This is a genomic window from Sphingomonas kyungheensis (assembly GCF_037120395.1).
In the GTDB taxonomy this organism is placed as follows: domain Bacteria; phylum Pseudomonadota; class Alphaproteobacteria; order Sphingomonadales; family Sphingomonadaceae; genus Sphingomonas; species Sphingomonas kyungheensis.
Genome location: NZ_JBBBDM010000009.1, coordinates 102,049 through 120,591, shown reverse-complemented (window position 1 = coordinate 120,591; position 18,543 = coordinate 102,049). Strand labels below are relative to the sequence as shown.

The window sequence follows — 18,543 nt, the reverse complement described above, 5'->3', positions numbered from 1 at the left end:
TTGACCGCATGGCGACCACGACGGCCGCCGGGAGACGATGATGAGCACGACCCTGACCGCCCGCTTCGCCACCCGCCGTGAGGCGGAGATGACGGTGGAACGCCTGGTGCAGCAGTTCGAAGTGCCGCGCGAGGCGATCCGCGTCCTCGCCGACGGCGCGGCGAACACCACCGGCGTCGAACAGGCGGGCAGCGACGAGGCCGCGGCCGCTCCCACGCCCGAACCGCGTGACGACGCACCGCTCGCCGGGGCGGTGCGCGTCTCCGTCGCCATCGCCGACGCGACGCTCGCCGACGAGGTCCGCGCCGCCTTCGCCGAGTTCGACGGCACCGGCGTCGCCGCCGCCTGACACATGGATCAATACGATAAGTTACGACGAACAGACGATAAACCGCTACGCCGGCGCCGCGGTCCCGGCACCGCGGTTTGGAGGTCTGCGCTGCTGTCACCCTGCCCGGTCCTGGTCTGCGTGCCCGTCCGCAACGAGGAACGGGCCCTGCCCGGGCTGCTTGCGGCGTTGCGGCGCTGCGATCCTGCCGGCGCGGTGACCAGCTGTTTCTACCTCGACGGGTGCAGCGACGGCAGTGAGGCGCTGCTCCGCGCCGCTGCCGCCGACCGTCCGATCCGGATCGCGATCGGCCCGCGCCAGGCCGATGCCAATGCGGGTCGGGCCCGGCGGGCGGCGATGCTTATGGCGCTCGACCGGATCGGTGATGCCGACGCGCTGCTCTTCACCACCGATGCCGACAGCACCCCCGCCGCCGACTGGATCGCCGCCGGGTCTGCCGCGCTCGCCCTCGCCGACGTCGCCGCCGGCCGCATCGTTCGCCGCAACGGCAGCGCCGATCCCCTGCAAGGCCGCGTCGAACGCTATTTCGACCGGCTCCACGCCTATCGCCGGCGGCTCGATCCGGTCGACTGGGAGGATCGCGCCAGCCACCATTTTGGAGGCGGCGCCAATCTCGCCGTCCGCGCCGCCTGCTATCGCGCGCTCGGCGGCTTTCGCACGCTGCCGCACGGCGAGGATGCCGATCTGCTCGACGAGGCGGCGCGCGCCGGCTTCCGCGTCCGGCGCGATGCGGCGATGGTGGTCGAGACCTCGTCACGGCGGATCGGCCGGGTCGACGGCGGGCTGGCCGGCCAGTTGCGCCGGCTCGACGACGGCGATCTGCCGCAGGTCGCGCATCCCGCCGGCATCGCCTGGCAGGCGCGCGCGCAGGCCGCCGCGCGGCGGGCGTTCGCGACGATCGACGATCCGGCGAGCCGCGGCCGGCTCGGCGCGGTGATCGGGCTCGATGCCGACCATATCCTCGGCGTCGCGCGCGATTGCCCCAATGGCGAGGCCTTTGCGATGCGCGTCGTCCCGGCCGCTTCGGTCCAGCCGGCGCTGCTGCCCCTCGGCCTTGCCGAGGCGGCGCTGGCCGCGCTCGAGGCGCAGCCGCAGGAGGAAGCGGCATGATGCGCGATCTGCTGCGCGATGCGATCCGCGCGCAGGGCTGGGACGAGACCCCACCCGGCGATCCGACCGATACCGACGCCTATCTCGCCCTGCTCCGCGCGCTCTACGCCACCGGCCGGCGTGATCTGCCGCTCGGCCGGCTGCTCGAAGGCCATGTCGATGCGGTGCAGATCGTCCGCCGCTACGCGACGCCGGCGCAGGTCGCCGCGCTCGGCGAGGCGCTGCGCGGCGGGGCGACGCTCGGCGTGTGGAATGCGGCGCTCGCCGATGCGCCGCTGCGGCTCGTCGGCGACCGGCTGGGCGGCGGCAAGAGCTATGCCTCGGGCGCCGGTGTGCTCAGCCACGCGCTGGTCACCGCGCAGGCGGAGGACGGCACCCGGCTGCTGCTGCTCGATCTCGCCGCGACGCCGCCGGCGATCGACCGCGACTGGTGGCGGACCACCGGCATGCAGCGATCCGAGACGCATCAGGTTCGCTGGCACGACGCCATCGTCCCGGCGACGGCGCGGATCGGCGCGGCCGATGTCTATGCACGCGAGCCGCACTTCAGCGGCGGCGCGCTGCGCTTCGTCGCGGTCCATGCCGGCGGCGTCGCGGCCGTGTGCGACCGTACACGCGACCACCTCGTCGCCACCGGCCGCGCCGACGATCCGTTCCAGACCGCCCGGCTCGCCGAAGTGTTCACGCTCGCCGAACAGGCCGCGGCGGCGGTGCGGGCTGCGGCGGACGCCTGGTTCGCGAACGACGGCGAGGCGCGGCTGGCGCGCATCGCCGCGGCGCGGCTGGCGGTGACCGAGGCCGCGACGCGCGCGATCACCGTCGCGCAGGAGGCGGTCGGCCTCGCCGGCCATTTCGTCGCGCATCCGCTGTCGGCGACGCTCACCGACCTGTCGGTCTATCTGCGCCAGCCCGTCCCCGATGCGCAGCGGCTGCGCGTCGGCCGCGCGGTCGGCGAGGGACTGCTGGCACCGGCGCTGTGAGGCTGCGCCTCGCCGGCATCCGCCGCGCGCTGATCGTCGCGCCGCACCCCGATGACGAGATCATCGGCGCCGCCGGGCTGATCCGCCGGCTGAAGACGATCGGCGCGGCGGTGTCGGTGGTGATCGTGTCCGACGGCGGCGCATCGCATCCCGGCAGCCGGCGCTGGCCGCGCGCGCGGCTGGTCGCCGAACGCCGCCGCGAGAGCCGGCGCGCGCTGCTGATGCTCGGCGTCAGCGCGCGCGATCTGCGCTGCCTCGCGCTTCCCGACGGCGACCTGCCCCGCCACGTCGCCGAGGCGGTGCGCCACCTGCGCCGCCTGTCGGCCCGCGCCGACCTGATCGTCGGACCGGCGGCGGACGATGCCCACCCGGATCATCGCGCCGTCGCCGCGGCGCTCGATCGCCTGCCCGGCCGTGCCCGCCGGCTGAGCTATCGGGTCTGGCCGCCACGCCGCCGCGGCGACGTACAGGGGCTGACGCTGCCCGTCCCCGGCGGCAGCGCGTTCAAACGCCTGCTGATCGCGCGGCACCGCACGCAGCTGGGCGCGATCCGCGACGACCCTGCCGGTTTCGCGATCGCCGCGCACGAGCTGCGCGCCTTCGCGCAACCGATCGAGCGGTTCGGGGGCGCGCGGTGAGCGCGATCCGGCTGGACGGCTTCGCCGCCAAATTCGCCGCCGAGGACGATCCGTGGCGGACCTTCACCAACCGCGACGAAGCGATCAAGCGCGCCGCGATCCTCCATGGCCTCGGGCCGGCGCCGCTCGGCCGGGTGCTCGAACTCGCCAGCGGCAACGGCTCGAACAGCGCCGCGATCGCCCCCCGCGCGCGCCGGCTCGACGCCACCGAAGGCACGCGCGAGGGCACCGCGCTCACCGCCGCGGCGATCCGCCGCTGGCCGCGTTCCCGCGCGCTGACGCTGGTGCTGCCGGCACCTCTGCCGCGGCCGGTCTATGATGCGGTGGTGGTGGCCGAATTGCTCTATTATCTCGATCCGGCGGCGATGGCGGCAGTCGCCCGCGCGGTCGGCCGGGTGATGCGCCGCGGCGGACGATTGGTGCTCGCGCACCACCGGATCGACTTCTACGATTTCGCGCAGACCGCCGCCGGCATCAACCAGCGCTTCCTCGCCGCCACCGGCGTCGCGTGGCAGGTGACGCCGATCCGGGCGACGCGGCGCTGGCAGGTGCTTGCCGCGATCCGCCGGTGACGTAAGATTGCCGCAGCCGGGCGCTCCGCCCCGCGTCCGGGATCCATCCATGCGTCTTGCCCTTGCCCTGCTGTTGTTATCCGCGGCCCCCGTCGTCCAGGCCGATGCCGCCCCGCCGGTCGCCGCCACCGCCGCCACCGCCGCCACCGCCGCCGCGCAGGATGCCGCGCTGCTCCAGTTCCTCGATGCCGCGTTCGACGAACAGCTCGATCGGCATCCCGAATCGCTCAGCCAGCTCGGCCTCAAGACGCATCAGGACCGGCTCGACGATTATACCGAGGCGGGCGCGCGGGCGGACCAGGCGCTTGCCGAACGCCAGCGCGCCGCGATGCATGCCCGCTTCCGCCCCGACCAGCTCGGCGAGAGCGCGCAGGTCAGCTATCGCCTGTTCGACTATGAGGTGACGCGCGGCCGCGAATCGCTCCGCTTCCGCAGGCTCAACTTCCCGGTCTCGACCAACGGCAGCCCGGCGGGCGACATTCCGGTGCTGCTGATCAACACGCACAAGATCGACACGGTCGAGGATGCGCGCGCCTATATCGCCCGGCTGCGCGATACCGAGCGGGTGATGCGCGAAGTCAGCACGACGATGCGCGATCAGGCGGCGGCGGGGATCATCCCCAACAAGGTCAATTTCGCCCCCGTCCGCGCCGATGCCCGCGCGGTGATCACCGGGGCGCCGTTCGACGGCGGCGCCGATTCGACGCTGCTCGCCGACTTCCGCAAGAAGGTCTCGGCGCTCACCGTACCGGCGGCGACCAAACAGGCGCTGATCGCCGATGCCTCGGCCGCGCTGGTCGGCCCGTTCCGCCGCGGCTACGACCAGCTGTTCGCGACGCTCGATGCGATCGAGCCGCTGTCGACGGGCAATTACGGCGCCTGGCACCTGCCCGACGGCGCGGCTTACTATGCCGACCGGTTGAAGAGCTCCACCACCACCAGCATGACCGCCGACGAGATCCATGCGCTCGGCCTCGCCCGCGTCGCCGCGATCCGGGCCGAGATGATGGCGATCCTGCGGGAGGTCGGCTTCACCGGCACGCTGGAGCAATTCTCCGACAAGGTGCGCACCGATCCGCAGTTCAAATATCCCAACACCGCGGCGGGCCGGCAGGCCTATCTCGCCGATGCCCGCGCGGTGATCGACGGGGCGATGGCCGCCGCGCCGCGCTATTTCCGCACCTTGCCCAAGGCGCCGCTCGAGGTGCGCGCGGTCGAGCCGTGGCGCGAGCGCACCGCCTCCACCGCCTTCTACAATCCGCCGTCGGCGGACGGATCGCGTCCCGGCATCTATTACGTCAACCTCGTCGACATGACGCAGACGCAGAAGGTGCAGGTCGCCGGCATCGCCGCGCACGAAGGCGCGCCCGGCCACCATTTCCAGATCGCGCGGCAGCAGGAGCTGACCGGTATCCCCAAGTTCCGCAAGTTCGGCGGCTATGGCGCCTATGTCGAAGGCTGGGGCCTCTATGCCGAGCGGCTGGCGGACGAGATGCACCTGTACAAGGATCCCTATGCGCGCTTCGGCATGCTGTCGTTGCAGATGTGGCGGGCGATCCGGCTGGTGCTCGATACCGGCATCCACGCGCAGCGCTGGGACCGGGACCGCGCCATCGCCTATTTTCGCGCCAACAGCTCGGTGTCCGACACCGACATCGCGCGCGAGGTCGATCGCTATTTCAACTGGCCGGGACAGGCGACCAGCTACATGGTCGGCCAGCAGCGCATCGCCGCCTTGCGCGCCCGCGCCGAACGCGAGCTAGGGCCGAAGTTCGACATCCGCGACTTCCACGAAGCGGTGCTCGATCAGGGCGCGCTGCCGCTCGACGTGCTCGACGAGCAGGTGACGCGCTACATCGCGGCGGCGAAGCGCTAGCCGCGCGGTTCGGTCAAGAACAGGAGGAAGGCCGCGGCGGTCAGCACGGCGCCGACCGCCGCGGTCATCGTCCAGCCGCCGTAGCTGTAGGTCAGCGTCGCGAGCATCGATCCGGATGCGCCGCCCACGAACACGATGGTCATGTAGACCGAGTTGATCCGCCCGCGCGCTTCCGGGGCGATCGAGAACAGCACGCGCTGGCCGAGCACCTGGTTGAGCTGCGTCGCGGCATCGAGCAGGACGGCAGCGAGGCCGAGCAGGATCAGGGTATGCGCCGCCCCCGCCCAGCCGGCGAGCAGGAAGGCGAGGATCGCCGTGCCCAGCGCCACCGCGGTGCCGGCGCGGATATAGCCCCGGTCGCCGAGCCGCCCGGCGATCGGCGCGGCGAGCGCGCCCCCCGCGCCGGCGAGCGCGAACAGGGCGATCCCCTCCTGCCCGAAGCCGAAGCGCTGCGCGAGCAGCAGCGGCACCGTCGTCCAGAACAGGTTGAACACGACGAACATGATCGCCTGATAGGCGGTGCGCCGCCGGATCGCCGGGGTGCGGACCAGCAGCGACAGCCCCGATCGCAGCAGCGCGCCGTAACCGAGCGTCGGCCGCGGTCGCCAGGCCGGCACGGTTCGCGCGATCAGCAGCGCGAGCAGCGCCATGGCGACCGCCGACACGCCGAACACCGTCCGCCAGCCGGACAGCGCGGCAAGGCCGTTGGCGAGCGGCCGGGCGAGCATGATGCCGGTGATGAGACCGCCCATGATATTGCCGACGACCTGCCCGCGCCGCTCCTCGGGCGCGAGATGCGCGGCGAGCGGCACCATGATTTGGGTGCCCACCGAGCAGAAGCCGGTGACGAACGAGCAGAGCAGGAATCCGGTCGCGCTGCGCGCCAGCACGCAGCCGACCAGTCCGGCGCAGGCGCCGAGGGTCAGCACCAGGATCAGCCGCTTGTTCTCGATCCGGTCGGCGAGCGAGACGATGAAGAACAGTCCCGCCCCGTAACCGAGCTGGGTCAGCGTCACGATCATGCCGCCGACCGACGGGCGCAGGCCCAGCGCCGGGGTGATCGCGCCAATCAGCGCTTGCGCATAATAGATATTGGCGACCATCATCCCGCAGGCGATCGCGAAGATGGCGGTGAGCCCCGGGCTGATCCCGGCAGGCTGGGTCTGGCTGCTCATCGCGCCCGACTAGCGGGTCGCTGCGCCGCCGTCGCGTGCCGATCGCCTGCCGGGGATCAACTCGATGTCTCGCCGGTTTAGCCGCCACGCGAATAACGATGACGGACGGGGGAAGAGGGTGGTTCCGATTGGCGGCGGCGAGATGGCGGGACGGATCGCCGCGCATGACTGGGCCGCCTCGCCGCTCGGGCGCCGCACCGACTGGCCGGCGCACCTTGCCACCACCGTCGAGGTGATGCTGCGATCGCCGCTGCCGATGGCCTTGCTGTGGGGCGAGGATGGTCGCCTGCTCTACAACGACGGCTATGCCGGCATCGTCGGCCGCTATCATCCCGCGATCCTCGGGCAGCCGGTGATCGACGCGATGCCGGAAGCCGCGGCGTTCAACCGCGAGGTGCTCCGCGCCGGACTGGCCGGCGCGCCGCTGACCTTCTCACGCCAGCCGATCACCCTGTTTCGCGACGGCTATCCGGCGGCGCTGTTCTTCGATCTTACCTATGCGCCGGTGCCGGGGCCGGACGGCGCGCCGGCCGGGTTGCTGGCGATGGTGATCGAGGTGACACAGGCGGTGGCGATGGAGGAGGAACTGCGCGCGGAGACGCACAGCCTCGAAACGCTCAACCGGATCGGCGCCGCACTCGCCGCCGAACTCGAACTCGAACCGCTGGTGCAGATGGTCACCGACGCCGGTGTGACGCTGACCGGTGCCGCCTTCGGCGCCTATTTCCACAATCTGTGGGACGAAACGGGCGAACGCCTGCATCTCTACACGCTGTCGGGCGCGCGCCGCGAGGATTTCGAGGCGCTCGGCCGCCCGCGCGCCACCGCGGTCTTCGCACCGACCTTCCGCAACGAAGGCGTGGTGCGATCGGACGATATCCTCGCCGACCCGCGCTATGGCCGCAACGCGCCGTTCGACGGCCTGCCGCCGGGGCACCTGCCGGTGCGCAGCTATCTCGCCGCGCCGGTGGTGTCTCGCTCGGGCGACGTGCTCGGCGGGCTGCTGTTCGGCGATCCCGAGCCCGGCCGCTTCCATGCCCGCCACGAACGGCTGCTCGTCGGCATCGCGGCACAGGCGGCGATCGCGATCGACAATGCACGGCTGTTCGCGGCGGTGCAGGACGTCAACGACACGCTCGAACGCCGCGTCGCCGAACGCAGCGAGGCGCTGACCCGCGCCAACGAGGCGCTGCGTCAGGCGCAGAAGATGGAGACGCTCGGCCAGCTCACCGGCGGCATCGCGCACGACTTCAACAATCTGCTGACGGTGATCCGCGGCTCGACCGACCTGCTGCGCCGGCCGGGGCTGACCGAGGCGCGGCGCGACCGCTATATCGATGCGATCGCGCAGACCGCCGACCGGGCGAGCAAGCTGACCGGCCAGCTGCTCGCCTTCGCCCGCCGCTCGTCGCTGACCCCCGAGGTGTTCGACGTCGGCGACACGATCCGCAGCCTCACCGACATGATGGAGATGCTCGCTGGCGCGCTGATCGCGGTCGACCTCGACCTGCCGGAAAACCCCTGCCTCGCGCATGCCGACGTCAGCCAGTTCGAGACCGCGATCGTCAACATGGCGGTCAACGCCCGCGACGCGATGGGCAGCGAGGGGCGGCTGACGATCGCGGTCGGCGCCTGCGACCATATCCCGCCGGTGCGCAACCATGACGCGCGCAGCGGCGACTTCCTCAAGATCGCGATCACCGATACCGGCACCGGCATCCCGCCCGATCATCTCGACCGCATCTTCGAACCCTTTTTCACCTCGAAGGGAGTCGGCCACGGCACCGGGCTCGGCCTGTCGCAGGTGTTCGGCTTCGCCAAGCAATCGGGCGGCGAGGTGCTGGTGGACAGCCGGCTCGGCGAGGGCACGACCTTCACGCTGTTCCTGCCACGCGAGCGCGCCGCGGCGCCGCCGCCGGCGGCCGCGGTCGCCGCCACGCCGGCCGATACGGCGCTGCGCATCCTGGTGGTCGAGGACAATCCCGAGGTCGGCGCCTTCGCCACCGCCGCGCTGAGCGACCTCGGCCACGACATCGCGCTCGCCCGCAACGCGCGCGAGGCGATCGGCTGGCTGGAGCGGCCCGACGAGCCGTTCGACGTCGTCTTCTCCGACGTGATGATGCCGGGGATGAACGGCATCGAGCTCGCCCGGCTGGTCCGGACGCGCTGGCCGGCGCTGCCGGTGATCCTGACCAGCGGCTATAGCGAAACCCTGTCGCGGCAGGGTGCCGGCGAGTTCGAGCTGCTCCACAAACCCTATTCGATCGATGCGCTCGCCGCGGTCTTCGAGCGCGTCGCGCCGGGTCAGATCACCGCGTCGACGACGAAACGCACGCCTTCGGGCGGATAATCGATCGTCGCCTGACCCCGCACATGCTGCGACAGCACGCGTGAGATCATCCGCGTGCCGAAGCCGGTGCGCGTCGGCGGCGTCACCGGCGGCCCGCCGCTCTCCTGCCACGACAGCCGAAGCCGATGCGGGTCGGCAGGATCGATATGCCGCCAGGCCAGGTCGACACGCCCGCCCGCCGCGGACAATGCACCATATTTCGCCGCATTGGTGGCGAGCTCGTGCAAGGCCATCGACACCGCGAGCGTCACCGCCGGTGACAGCCGCACCTCCGGGCCGTCGATCGTGAACACCTCGTGCGCGCGGTCCATGAACGGCATCAGCGCGCGCTCGGCGACCTCACGCAGCGTCGCGCCCTCCACCTCGTCGCGGATCAGCAGGTCGTGCGCCGCGCCGAGGCTGGCGATGCGCCCGGCGATCGCCGCCTCTGCCTCCGTCACCGAGGTCGCGTTGCGCAGCGACTGGCCGACCACCGCGCTGACCGTCGCCAGCGTGTTCTTGACGCGATGGGTCAGTTCCTGCGCGAGCGTGACGCGATGCTCCTCGGCGAATTTGCGCGCGGTGATGTCGGTCGAGAAGCCGATCATCATCGCTGCCTCGCCGTCGCGGCGTTGGGTGATCTCGGCACGGGTCTGCACCCAGCGCATCTCGCCCGCCGGCGTGACGATGCGGTAATCGAGCGCGCATTCGGCGGCATCGTTGATCGTCGCCCGGATCGCCTCGCCGACCATCGCCGCATCGTCGGGATGCACCGCCGCGGCGAAGGCGGCATAGTCGAACGGCATGTCGGCATCATAGCCGAAGATCGCCTTGCACCCCGGCGACACGTCGAGCGTCTGCGTCGCGATGTCGAAGCTCCAATAGCCGAGCCCGCCGGCGCGCAGGGCGAGCTGCAACTGCAATTCGCGCTCGGCGAGCGCGAGGCCCTGGGCCGCCACCTCGCCGGCGAGCTTGGCGCGATCCTCTTCCAGCGCGATCAGCCGGTGGCGTTCGAGCGTCACGTCGGCCTGCGAGGCGACGAAATAGGTCAGCGCGCCGTCGCCGCCGAAGACCGGCATCACGGTCAGCCGGTTCCAGAAGGCGCTGCCGTCGCGACGATGGTTGAGCAGGTCGACCTCGACCCGCTCGCGTGCCGCCAATGCCGCGCGCAGCCGCTGCACCGCATCGGCATCGGTCTGCGGCCCTTGCAGCATGCGGCAGTTGCGGCCGACGATTTCGGCGGCGGCATAGCCGGTCAGCCGCTCGAAGGCCGGATTGACGTAGATGATCGGCGCGTCCGGCAGAGTGGGATCGCTGATCGCCATCGGCAGCACCGCATCGCGAAAGCCGACGACGAAGGGGTCGGTGCCGTCGAGCCGTGCCGCAAAGGCATCGATCGCCGCCTGCACCGCCGGGGCGGGGGCGACCGGTACGATGCGATCGGCGGAGAGAAGATAGCGATCCAAGCAGAACCCGCGTTATTCAAGACGTTCGTCGGCAGCAATCGGCAAGGGTGCCGGAATTGGAACCGTTTCGGTGTGGCTTATCGCCGGCTACCGGGCCGGTGCCGGCGCTTACCGGCTGGTGATCCGGCGGGATCGCGTCCGTCTGCTGCAACCATGGCTAACCCCCTGTCGTCGCACCATTGTGTCGACAGGTGCCTTGTCCGCCAAGGCCGTGGCGAAGTCGACCGCAAATCACGGCGTCCGGCCGCGGAACCACGCCGGTATTTGCACTAGCCGCTGGTGCTTTTGCGCTACCAGCCGCCGCCGTTGCGATTGGGGCCGAGCTGCGCGCCGAGGATATGCCGCGACGGCCAGGCGCCGATGGTGTGGACGGCATGGCCCGGCACCACCGGGCGGCCGCGCTTGGGGCGATCCTTGCGGTCGCGGACGAGGATGTCGATCGTATCGACCGCCGCCCCGCTGCGCACGCTGAGCGGATGCAGCCCCGGCGTGGCGATCGTCACCGCCGCCTGCCACGTCGCCGCGAGGCCGGGCACGGGGTGCATCGTCACCGAACGGCCGGCGACCTCCGCCACCGGCGCGGCGGCAGCCTCGCCGAACACGCGCGCCACCACCTCGATCTCACCCGGCGCGGGGACGTGGCGGGGATCGTGCGGCCGGGTGAGCAGCCGCACGTCGGCGGGCGAGACGATCTGGACATGCGGCCAGCCCGCCGCCCCTGCGCCGATCGGGCGGAAGGTCCAGCTCGGCACACCGTCATGGACGCTGACGATCGTATAGCCCGCCGCGCCGTCCGCCTCCTCGATCTGCGCGGTCGACCGGGTCGCGCCATAGACAACGCGGCCGTCGTTGAGCAGCTCGTTGTAATGGGTATGGCCGGTGTCGACGAAGGCGACGCCCGCCTCGGCGAACAGGCTGGCGACCGCCTCGCCGCCGTCGCTGAGGTCGCCGGGATAGGCGTGCATGAAGACCAGCGGCGTCTCTCCGGCATCGTCCGCGTCGGCGAGCGCTTCGGCGAGGCGGCGGCGCTGGCCGGCGCCGATGCGGAAATCCGGCCCGCCGCTGCCGGCGCTGACGATATCGAGGAACAGGCAGCGATAGCCCTGGATCCCGCGCGCGAACGGCCGCATCGCCGCGGGCGTGCCGGCGCGGAAGGCGGCGAGCGTGCCGTCCTCGAAATCATGGTCGCCGGGGATGGTGAAGACCGGCAGCGTCAGCGGCGCGAGCGCGGCGCGGATCCGGTCATATTGTTCGGCGGTGGCGTGGTTCGCATTGTCGCCGGGCAGGAAGACGAAATCGATTCCCTCGCGCACGCCGGCAAGATCGGCGACGATCGCCTCCAGCCGGCGGGTCCCCAGCCAGTCGTCGGCATCGTCGGCATGCAGATCGCCGACATGCACCCAGCTGATCGTCCCGCTCATGCCGTCGTCTCCCGATGTTTGCCTTCGCACGCCGGGCGCAGCAGGCCGGCGAAGCCGATCCACAGGCCGAGGCTGGCGAGCGCGAAGCTGCCGAGGATCAGGAAGGCGGCGTGATAGCCGAGCGCCTGCGCGATCCAGCCGCCGATCGCCGGGCTGAGCGACGCGCCGAGCCCCTGGATCGTCATCACCGCGCCCTGGCCGACGTTGACCCGCCCCGTCCCGTCGAGCAGGCAGGCGACCAGCCCCGGCACCGCGACGCTCTGCAAGCCGGCCCCGATGCCGTCGAGCGCCTGCACCGGCCATACGCCCCAATGTTCGATGAACGTGCCGGCGAGGAACCCGCGCAGCGGCAGCGCCGCGAAGGAGATCAGCAGCACCAGCCAATAGCCGCGCCCCGCCGACATCTTCATCGCGACCAGCGCCGCGACGATCATCACCGCCTGCGCGACGACCACGGTGGTCGCGGTGAACAGCGCCGCATTGCCCTTGCCCGCGCCGACCACCGCGAGGCTGTAGAGCGGCAGCATCGCGCCGTTGCCGAGGTGGAAACAGGCGAGCGCGGCGGCGAGGATCAGCATCGGCTTGTTGGCGAGCAAGGTCTTGAACCCCTCCGCCTGACCGCCGCTCTTGCCGTCGTCGTCGGCCTCGCCGTTTTCGAGACCGCGCGCCGCCTGATGGTCGATCGCGCGTTCCGGGATCATCAGCACGCTGATGATCGCCAGCACGCCGAAGGCGGCGGCGAGGTAGAAGATCGCCGGCATGCCGAACTTCCAGCCGAGGAAACCCGACAGCCCTGCGCCGATCATGTTGCCGGCGTGGTTCCAGGCCTGGTTGCGGCCGTTCTGCGCGTTGAAGCCGCGCTGGCGGACGACGCCGAGCGTCATGCCCGTCACCGCCGGGCCGATCGCCGCGCCGGCGATCGCGGTCGCCACCTGGCTGACCGTCACCACCCATCCCGATTGCGACAGCAGGATCAGGAACGACGCCATCACCGTGCAGATGCCGGTGACGATCACCACCAGCCGCTTCTTCTCGGTATGATCGATGAACGCACCCGCCGGCACCGTCATGATCATGCCGGCGACGCCGCCCGCCGACATCACCGTGCCGATCGGCCCCGACGTCCAGCCGCGCTGCTGGAGGAAGACGCCGAGGAACGGCCCGATCCCCGCCTGCATGTCGGCCATGAAGAAATTGAGCGCCTGGAGCGCCGTCGTCGCCCGTTTCCGGTCGTTCGATCCTGTCGCGGATGATCCGGTAAGTGCCTGCGTCGCCATGCCTTGCCCTCGGGTTCGAGGGGCTCAACTCGATCAGGCCGGTTTGGCCGCATCGACTTCTGGCGCTGGCGTTTCAGCACGCCGCCATTTTGGAGGATTATGTAGCAACTTAAGTTACTTAGCCTTAAGATGAATTCGGTGTCATGTGCGCCTTGCGCGAGGCCGATTGACACCGCTCGCGCTGCCGGCTCAACCTGCATCATCACCAGCCGGAGCCCTCATCCATGCGTCTCGTTCGTGCCGCCCTGTTGCTCGGGGCCGCGCTCCTGCCCCTCGCCGCCACCGCCCAGAGTGTTCCGCAAGCCGCCACCGCCGCCGTCAAGCCGATCGCCTTCACCGAACGCACGCTCGCCAACGGTCTGCGCGTCTATGCGCTGCGCGACACCGGCACGCCCAATGTCGCGGTGCAGGTCTGGTACGACGTCGGTTCGAAGGACGATCCGCGCGGCCGTTCGGGCTTCGCGCACATGTTCGAACATCTCATGTTCAAGGCGACGCGCAATCTCGTCTCCGAACAGATGGACCGGCTGACCGAGGATGTCGGCGGCTACAACAACGCCTCGACCAACGACGATTACACCAATTATTACGAGGTGATCCCGGCCAACCACCTGCAACGGCTGCTGTTCGCCGAAGCGGACCGGATGGCGAGCCTGGTCGTCGAGCCGAAGAGCTTCGCCTCCGAGCGCGACGTGGTGAAGGAGGAGCTGCGCCAGTCGACGCTCGCCCGCCCCTATGGCAAGCTCTTCTCCACCTATCTGTCCGCCGCCGCCTATACGACGCATCCCTATGCGCGCTCGACGATCGGCAGCATCGAGAATCTGGAAGCCGCGTCGATCGACGACGTCCGCGCCTTCCATGCGACCTATTACCGGCCGGACAATGCGATACTCGTCGTCGCCGGCAATTTCGATCCGGCGCAGCTCAACGCCTGGGTCGACCAGTATTTCAGCAAGATCGCCAAGCCGTCGACGCCGATCCCGCGCGTCACCGTGCAGGAGCCGCCGCGCACCAAGGCGGTCCGCTACACCGTCTACGAACCCAATACGCCGCTGCCCGCGGTGCTGATGAGCTGGCACGTCCCCGCCGATCGCGACGCCGACATTCCGGCGCTGACCGTGCTCCAGACGATCCTGTCGACCGGCGAGAGCAGCCGGATGTACGAAAGTCTCGTCTATCGCGACCAGCTGGCGCAGGACGCCTCCGCCTTCCTCGACAGCAAGCAGGGCACTGGCAACCTCATCGCTTATGCGATCCTCGCCGGCGGCAAGACGGTGGAACAGGGCGAGGCCGGCCTCGCGCGCGAGATCGCGCGCTTCCGCGACGCGCCGGTCAGCGCCGCCGAACTCGCCGAGGCGAAGAACGAGATCCTCACCGCCGCGATCAAGAGCCGCGAGACCGCCGAGGGCAAGGCGCGCATCCTCGCCTCGTCGGTGATCATCGACGGCGATCCGCGCGCCGCCGACCGTCAGCTCGCCGAAATCGCCCGCGTCAGCGCCGCCGACGTGCAGCGCGTCGCGCGCCGCTATCTCGGCGTCGAGCAGGCGGCGACGATCCGCTACCTGCCCGACACCGCCAAGCCGGCCGGGCAGAGCGGCGACCAAATCGCCGTCGCCGCGACCGTGCAGACCGCGCCGCTCACCCCGCCCGCGCAGATCGCGATCGTCACCCCGGCGAGCGCGGCGGAGCGTATCCAGCCGCCCGCCCCCGCCGCGCCGGTCAAGGCCAATCTGCCGCAGCCGGTCGAGACGCGGCTCGCCAACGGGCTGCGCGTCATCACCGTCGAACGCCACGACCTGCCGATCGCCACCGCCTATCTGGTCGCCACCGGCGGGCAGATGCTCGACCCCGTCGACCGTTCGGGCGTCAGCAACCTCGCCGCGACGCTGATGACCAAGGGCACGACCACGCGCTCGGCGACCGAGATCGCGCGACAGGTCGAAAGCCTCGGCGGCTCGATCGGCGCCGGCTCGGACAACGAGGGCGGCAGCGTCTCGGTGACGGTCAAATCGGATCAGCTCGCGCCGGCGATGACGATCCTCGCCGATGTCGCGACGCATCCGGTGTTCGCACCCGAGGAGCTCGAACGCGCCCGCGCGCAGCAGGTCGATGCGGTCACCGTCGCGTTCAAGAATCCGTCGCAGCTCGCCGCGATGGTCGCCGACCGTGCCGCCTTCGGCGCATCACCGTTCGGCGCGCCCGGTGGCGGTACGCCGACCTCGCTGAAGGCGATCAGCCGCGGTGACGTCACCGCCGCCTATGCCCGCACCTGGCGCCCCGATCAGGCGACGCTGATCCTGGTCGGCGACGTCACCCCGGCGCAGGCCAGGGCGCTCGCCACCGCGCAGCTCGGCCAGTGGCGCGCGCCTGCTGGGGCGGCGGCCGCGCCGGTCGCGCTCGCCGCGCTGCCCGCGCCGCGGACGATCGTCGTCGACATGCCCGGCGCCGGTCAGGCCGGCGTCGTCGTCGAACGCCCGGCGATCCCGCGCGCCGATCCGCGTTACTATCCGCTCGCGGTGGCCAATACCGTGCTCGGCGGCGGCTTCTCGTCGCGGCTCAACCAGGAGGTGCGGATCAAGCGCGGCCTCGCTTACGGCGCGTCGAGCGGCGTCGATGCGGCGCGCGCGGTCGGCAGCTTCGCGGCGCGGACCCAGACCAAGAACCCCACCGCCGCCGAGGTGGTGACGCTGATCACCGCCGAGATGGCGCGGATGGGCGCAGCGCCGGTGCCGGACAGCGAGCTGTCGACACGCAAGGCGGTGCTGGTCGGCAATTTCGGGCGGACGGTCGAGACCACCGGCGGCATCGCCGGGCTGATCGGCGGCTATGTGCTCGACGGCGTGCCACTCACCGAATTGCAGAGCTACACCAGCAAGGTCGAGGCGGTGACGCCGGCCGCGGTCCAGTCCGCGGCGGTCGCGCTGCTCGACCCCAAGGCGGCGAGCGTCGCGGTGGTCGGCGACGCCAAGCAATTCCTCACCCCGCTCAAGGCGGCGCGTCCGGACACCGAGACGTTGACCGAGGCGCAGCTCAACCTCGACAGCCCGACGCTGCGCTAGGCCGCCCCGTCCGGCGGCGGGCGACGCGCAACCGGATGTAAGCTATTGGCGGCCTATGCCGCTGCCGATGCAGACGATCCGCCTGATGACCCGGCGCTGGCGCGCGCTCGCCGTGCTGGCGCTGGGTGTCGCGGTGTTGCTCGCCGGGCTGTCGGGCTGGCGGGCGATCATCGCGCATGGCGGCGCGGCGCCGCCGCTGCCCGCGCCCGCCGGCTATGAGGCGGAGGATCATTTCCCCGGCGCGGCGCTGCTCTACGCCGCCATGCCCGCCATCCCCGACGGCGAGCGCGCCGCACCCGCGGTCGGCGTCACCGGCACGACCGCGCTGCCCGCCGCGCCGATCCCGCCCGCCGCGCTCGCCGCCGCCTTGCGCGCGGGCGGCAGCAATGCGGCGCCCTTCACAATGGCCGCGGCGAGCGCGCAGGACCGCGGCCGCGCGCTCGAATGCCTTACCGCCGCGATCTATTACGAGGCCGCCTCGGAATCCGACGCCGGCCAGTCGGCGGTCGCGCAGGTAATCCTCAACCGCGCGCGCCACCCCGCTTTCCCCGCGACGGTATGCGGCGTCGTCTATCAGGGGTCGGAGCATGCCGGCTGCCAGTTCAGCTTCGCCTGCGACGGAGCCTTGGCACGGGTGCCGTCGCGCAGCGGCTGGGCGCGCGCGGCGCGGCATGCGGCGATGGCGCTCGCCGGCTATGTCTTCACGCCGGTCGGGCTGGCGACGCATTACCACACTTATGCCGTCACGCCGGCATGGAACCGCGGCATGGTGATGACCGACGTGGTCGGCGCGCACCTGTTCCACCGCTGGAAGGGCTTCTGGGGCACCGGCGCCGCCTTCGTACAGCGCTATCGCGGCGGCGAGCCGCTCCCCGGCCCGCATCTGCGCCTCAGCGAGCCGCCGCTCGTCCCGCCGCCGACGCTGATCGCCGCCGCCGCCGCCGCGCCGCTGCCCGTCGCGCCCGGTGCCGCGCCGCCGCCGCAACCGGTCGCGACGCCAACGCCCGACCTGCTGCCGCCCGCCTCCACCGTGCTCGACAAGTGGAAGGATTCGGGCAAGCCGCTTAGTTAGTATGGCCGACTTGGCTAACTTAAAGCGACATATTTGTAGCAAAATCAGGACCGTTCGATACAATGTCCAGAGACCTTCTAACATCTTAAAAGAAAATAATATAATTTTCGATGCTGATTGCTATTTTGCTGTCGATTTTCCTATAAATATGTATCGAACAGAGGATGGATAGAATAATGATTAGTCCCATTGATAATCAACGCGCCGCCGCGTCGCATGACTCAGGCGGGCTCAGCAGAGCGGCTAATTCGATCGTGAAAGAAACACAACAGTCTATCGATCAGCGTGACATCGTCGAACTCTCACCTCGAGCACGTGAATTACACAGCAGAATGTCTTCTAACCAATTGGACCGCGCTTACAAAATTCGCATTGAAGCCGAGGCTATCAGTCGTTCGCAAGGCCTAGAGAGTGGGCGCTATGATTTTTCACATCTGACACATCATGAGCTTGAGACCATTTTGAATGATATTCTTCTTAATCAAGGCGATCCAGATCCCGAAGCAACATCAGGCTTGTCAATGGCGCTCACGATGGACGGAACAGGCTTTGGTGGCGATATGAAAGCCGTTAACTATTTAGAAATAATTAAGAACATGAGAGACGAAAGAAAATACCGGCATGACATAGTCAATATGACGCGATTCCAATCAGCAGAAAGCTTAATTTTAACATATCATTCGACTATGCCAAGCCAGTAAGAATGGTTTGCCTTTTAAGCTCTAATCAAGAAGCTGGTGCTCGCTTCACCGCCGTTGCCACGAGCGTAATATTTAAAGTAATTCGACGACCAAATTGAATTACCCGATAATTCAAGCGGGTTAAACTTATAAACGACCTCATATCCGATGACGTCATCATACGCCCCGCAGATGCTGGGCGCTCGGGCGCTTCCGCAAATAGGCCTCGTTGATGTGATTGCCGAACTTGGAACGGTTTTAATGTATGTTGCCTCACGATAGGTTGAAATGCCAAATTCGTCGACAGTCACTTGAAGGTAAGAGCCCCCATGGCTGTAAGTTGTTGACGTGGCACCCGCAGCAATTGTTTCGGAACCTCCGGTTTCTGATTGCACTTGCACAACTCTGACCGAGGAAACTCCTGGAGCGATACTTGCTGACACCGGGCTAACGGCAGCGATTATTGCCAGACTAAAAGCCATAAAATACTTATAAAGCATTTTTATATCCTTACCTAACGCCGAAAACCATCGGCTCTA

At 69.5% G+C, this 18,543-nt stretch carries 15 protein-coding genes; 10 read left to right on the top strand and 5 right to left on the bottom strand.

The window, feature by feature from the left end:
* Positions 1 to 40 precede the first annotated feature (40 nt).
* The 6 genes from V8201_RS15340 to V8201_RS15315 all read left to right on the top strand — a co-directional run bounded on the left by V8201_RS15340 (position 41) and on the right by V8201_RS15315 (position 5,525).
* Positions 41 to 349: a hypothetical protein gene (locus tag V8201_RS15340; protein WP_037532492.1), complete on the top strand. Its 309-nt coding sequence runs from the start codon at positions 41 to 43 to the stop codon at positions 347 to 349.
* A gap of 120 nt (positions 350 to 469) precedes the next feature.
* Positions 470 to 1,459, top strand: a complete 990-nt coding sequence (locus tag V8201_RS15335) for a glycosyltransferase family 2 protein (protein WP_271300113.1) — start codon at positions 470 to 472, stop codon at positions 1,457 to 1,459.
* Positions 1,456 to 2,439, top strand: a complete 984-nt coding sequence (locus V8201_RS15330; RefSeq protein ID WP_271300112.1) for an acyl-CoA dehydrogenase family protein — start codon at positions 1,456 to 1,458, stop codon at positions 2,437 to 2,439. The genes V8201_RS15335 and V8201_RS15330 overlap by 4 nt, the downstream gene beginning before the upstream one ends.
* Entirely contained in the window at positions 2,436 to 3,077 is a 642-nt protein-coding gene (locus V8201_RS15325) for a PIG-L deacetylase family protein (RefSeq protein WP_037532496.1), read from the top strand. Before V8201_RS15330 ends, V8201_RS15325 begins: the two co-directional genes overlap by 4 nt.
* Positions 3,074 to 3,649 (top strand): class I SAM-dependent methyltransferase, encoded by a 576-nt coding sequence (locus V8201_RS15320; protein WP_336545827.1) that lies wholly within the window; start codon positions 3,074 to 3,076, stop codon positions 3,647 to 3,649. Before V8201_RS15325 ends, V8201_RS15320 begins: the two co-directional genes overlap by 4 nt.
* A gap of 49 nt (positions 3,650 to 3,698) precedes the next feature.
* Positions 3,699 to 5,525, top strand: coding sequence for a DUF885 domain-containing protein (locus V8201_RS15315; RefSeq protein WP_336545826.1), 1,827 nt, complete (start codon positions 3,699 to 3,701; stop codon positions 5,523 to 5,525).
* Here V8201_RS15315 and V8201_RS15310 read toward each other — a convergent pair.
* Positions 5,522 to 6,700, bottom strand: coding sequence for an MFS transporter (locus V8201_RS15310; RefSeq protein WP_336545825.1), 1,179 nt, complete (start codon positions 6,698 to 6,700; stop codon positions 5,522 to 5,524). The two genes, V8201_RS15315 and V8201_RS15310, sit on opposite strands and share 4 nt — an antisense overlap.
* 118 nt (positions 6,701 to 6,818) lie before the next feature.
* Here V8201_RS15310 and V8201_RS15305 point away from each other — a divergent pair, with 118 nt between their 5' ends.
* Complete coding sequence (locus tag V8201_RS15305) at positions 6,819 to 9,050, top strand: hybrid sensor histidine kinase/response regulator (RefSeq protein ID WP_336545824.1); 2,232 nt, start codon at positions 6,819 to 6,821, stop codon at positions 9,048 to 9,050.
* On the opposite strand, the gene V8201_RS15300 is transcribed toward V8201_RS15305, so the two are convergent.
* From V8201_RS15300 to V8201_RS15290, 3 genes are all read right to left on the bottom strand, one after another.
* Complete coding sequence (locus V8201_RS15300; RefSeq protein WP_336545823.1) at positions 9,005 to 10,495, bottom strand: PAS domain S-box protein; 1,491 nt, start codon at positions 10,493 to 10,495, stop codon at positions 9,005 to 9,007. The two genes, V8201_RS15305 and V8201_RS15300, sit on opposite strands and share 46 nt — an antisense overlap.
* Before the next feature lie 290 nt (positions 10,496 to 10,785).
* A complete protein-coding gene (locus V8201_RS15295; RefSeq protein WP_336545822.1) occupies positions 10,786 to 11,916 on the bottom strand; it encodes a metallophosphoesterase family protein in 1,131 nt (376 codons plus the stop codon).
* Entirely contained in the window at positions 11,913 to 13,193 is a 1,281-nt protein-coding gene (locus V8201_RS15290; RefSeq protein ID WP_336545821.1) for an MFS transporter, read from the bottom strand. The genes V8201_RS15295 and V8201_RS15290 overlap by 4 nt, the downstream gene beginning before the upstream one ends.
* A 224-nt stretch (positions 13,194 to 13,417) precedes the next feature.
* On the opposite strand from V8201_RS15290, the gene V8201_RS15285 reads away from it, so the two are divergent.
* The 3 genes from V8201_RS15285 to V8201_RS15275 all read left to right on the top strand — a co-directional run bounded on the left by V8201_RS15285 (position 13,418) and on the right by V8201_RS15275 (position 18,025).
* Complete coding sequence (locus tag V8201_RS15285; RefSeq protein WP_336545820.1) at positions 13,418 to 16,252, top strand: M16 family metallopeptidase; 2,835 nt, start codon at positions 13,418 to 13,420, stop codon at positions 16,250 to 16,252.
* A 55-nt stretch (positions 16,253 to 16,307) separates the two neighbouring features.
* On the top strand, positions 16,308 to 17,324 hold the full coding sequence (locus V8201_RS15280; RefSeq protein WP_336545819.1) for a cell wall hydrolase: 1,017 nt from the start codon (positions 16,308 to 16,310) through the stop codon (positions 17,322 to 17,324).
* Between the two features lie 176 nt (positions 17,325 to 17,500).
* Positions 17,501 to 18,025 carry a hypothetical protein gene (locus tag V8201_RS15275; protein WP_336545818.1) on the top strand — a complete coding sequence of 175 codons (525 nt, stop codon included), beginning with the start codon at positions 17,501 to 17,503 and terminating at the stop codon, positions 18,023 to 18,025.
* 14 nt (positions 18,026 to 18,039) lie between these two features.
* Here V8201_RS15275 and V8201_RS15270 read toward each other — a convergent pair whose 3' ends face one another.
* Positions 18,040 to 18,504: a DUF4879 domain-containing protein gene (locus V8201_RS15270; RefSeq protein ID WP_336545817.1), complete on the bottom strand. Its 465-nt coding sequence runs from the start codon at positions 18,502 to 18,504 to the stop codon at positions 18,040 to 18,042.
* Positions 18,505 to 18,543: the final 39 nt, after the last annotated feature.

What these genes read in the sequence shown, in the direction of transcription:
- V8201_RS15340 (WP_037532492.1), top strand. Translation starts at nt 41, where the DNA reads ATGAGCACGACCCTGACCGCCCGCTTCGCCACCCGCCGTGAGGCGGAG.
- V8201_RS15330 (WP_271300112.1), top strand. Translation starts at nt 1,456, where the DNA reads ATGATGCGCGATCTGCTGCGCGATGCGATCCGCGCGCAGGGCTGGGAC.
- V8201_RS15315 (WP_336545826.1), top strand. Translation starts at nt 3,699, where the DNA reads ATGCGTCTTGCCCTTGCCCTGCTGTTGTTATCCGCGGCCCCCGTCGTC.
- V8201_RS15310 (WP_336545825.1), bottom strand. Translation starts at nt 6,700, where the DNA reads ATGAGCAGCCAGACCCAGCCTGCCGGGATCAGCCCGGGGCTCACCGCC.
- V8201_RS15295 (WP_336545822.1), bottom strand. Translation starts at nt 11,916, where the DNA reads ATGAGCGGGACGATCAGCTGGGTGCATGTCGGCGATCTGCATGCCGAC.
- V8201_RS15290 (WP_336545821.1), bottom strand. Translation starts at nt 13,193, where the DNA reads ATGGCGACGCAGGCACTTACCGGATCATCCGCGACAGGATCGAACGAC.
- V8201_RS15285 (WP_336545820.1), top strand. Translation starts at nt 13,418, where the DNA reads ATGCGTCTCGTTCGTGCCGCCCTGTTGCTCGGGGCCGCGCTCCTGCCC.
- V8201_RS15280 (WP_336545819.1), top strand. Translation starts at nt 16,308, where the DNA reads ATGCCGCTGCCGATGCAGACGATCCGCCTGATGACCCGGCGCTGGCGC.
- V8201_RS15275 (WP_336545818.1), top strand. Translation starts at nt 17,501, where the DNA reads ATGATTAGTCCCATTGATAATCAACGCGCCGCCGCGTCGCATGACTCA.
- V8201_RS15270 (WP_336545817.1), bottom strand. Translation starts at nt 18,504, where the DNA reads ATGCTTTATAAGTATTTTATGGCTTTTAGTCTGGCAATAATCGCTGCC.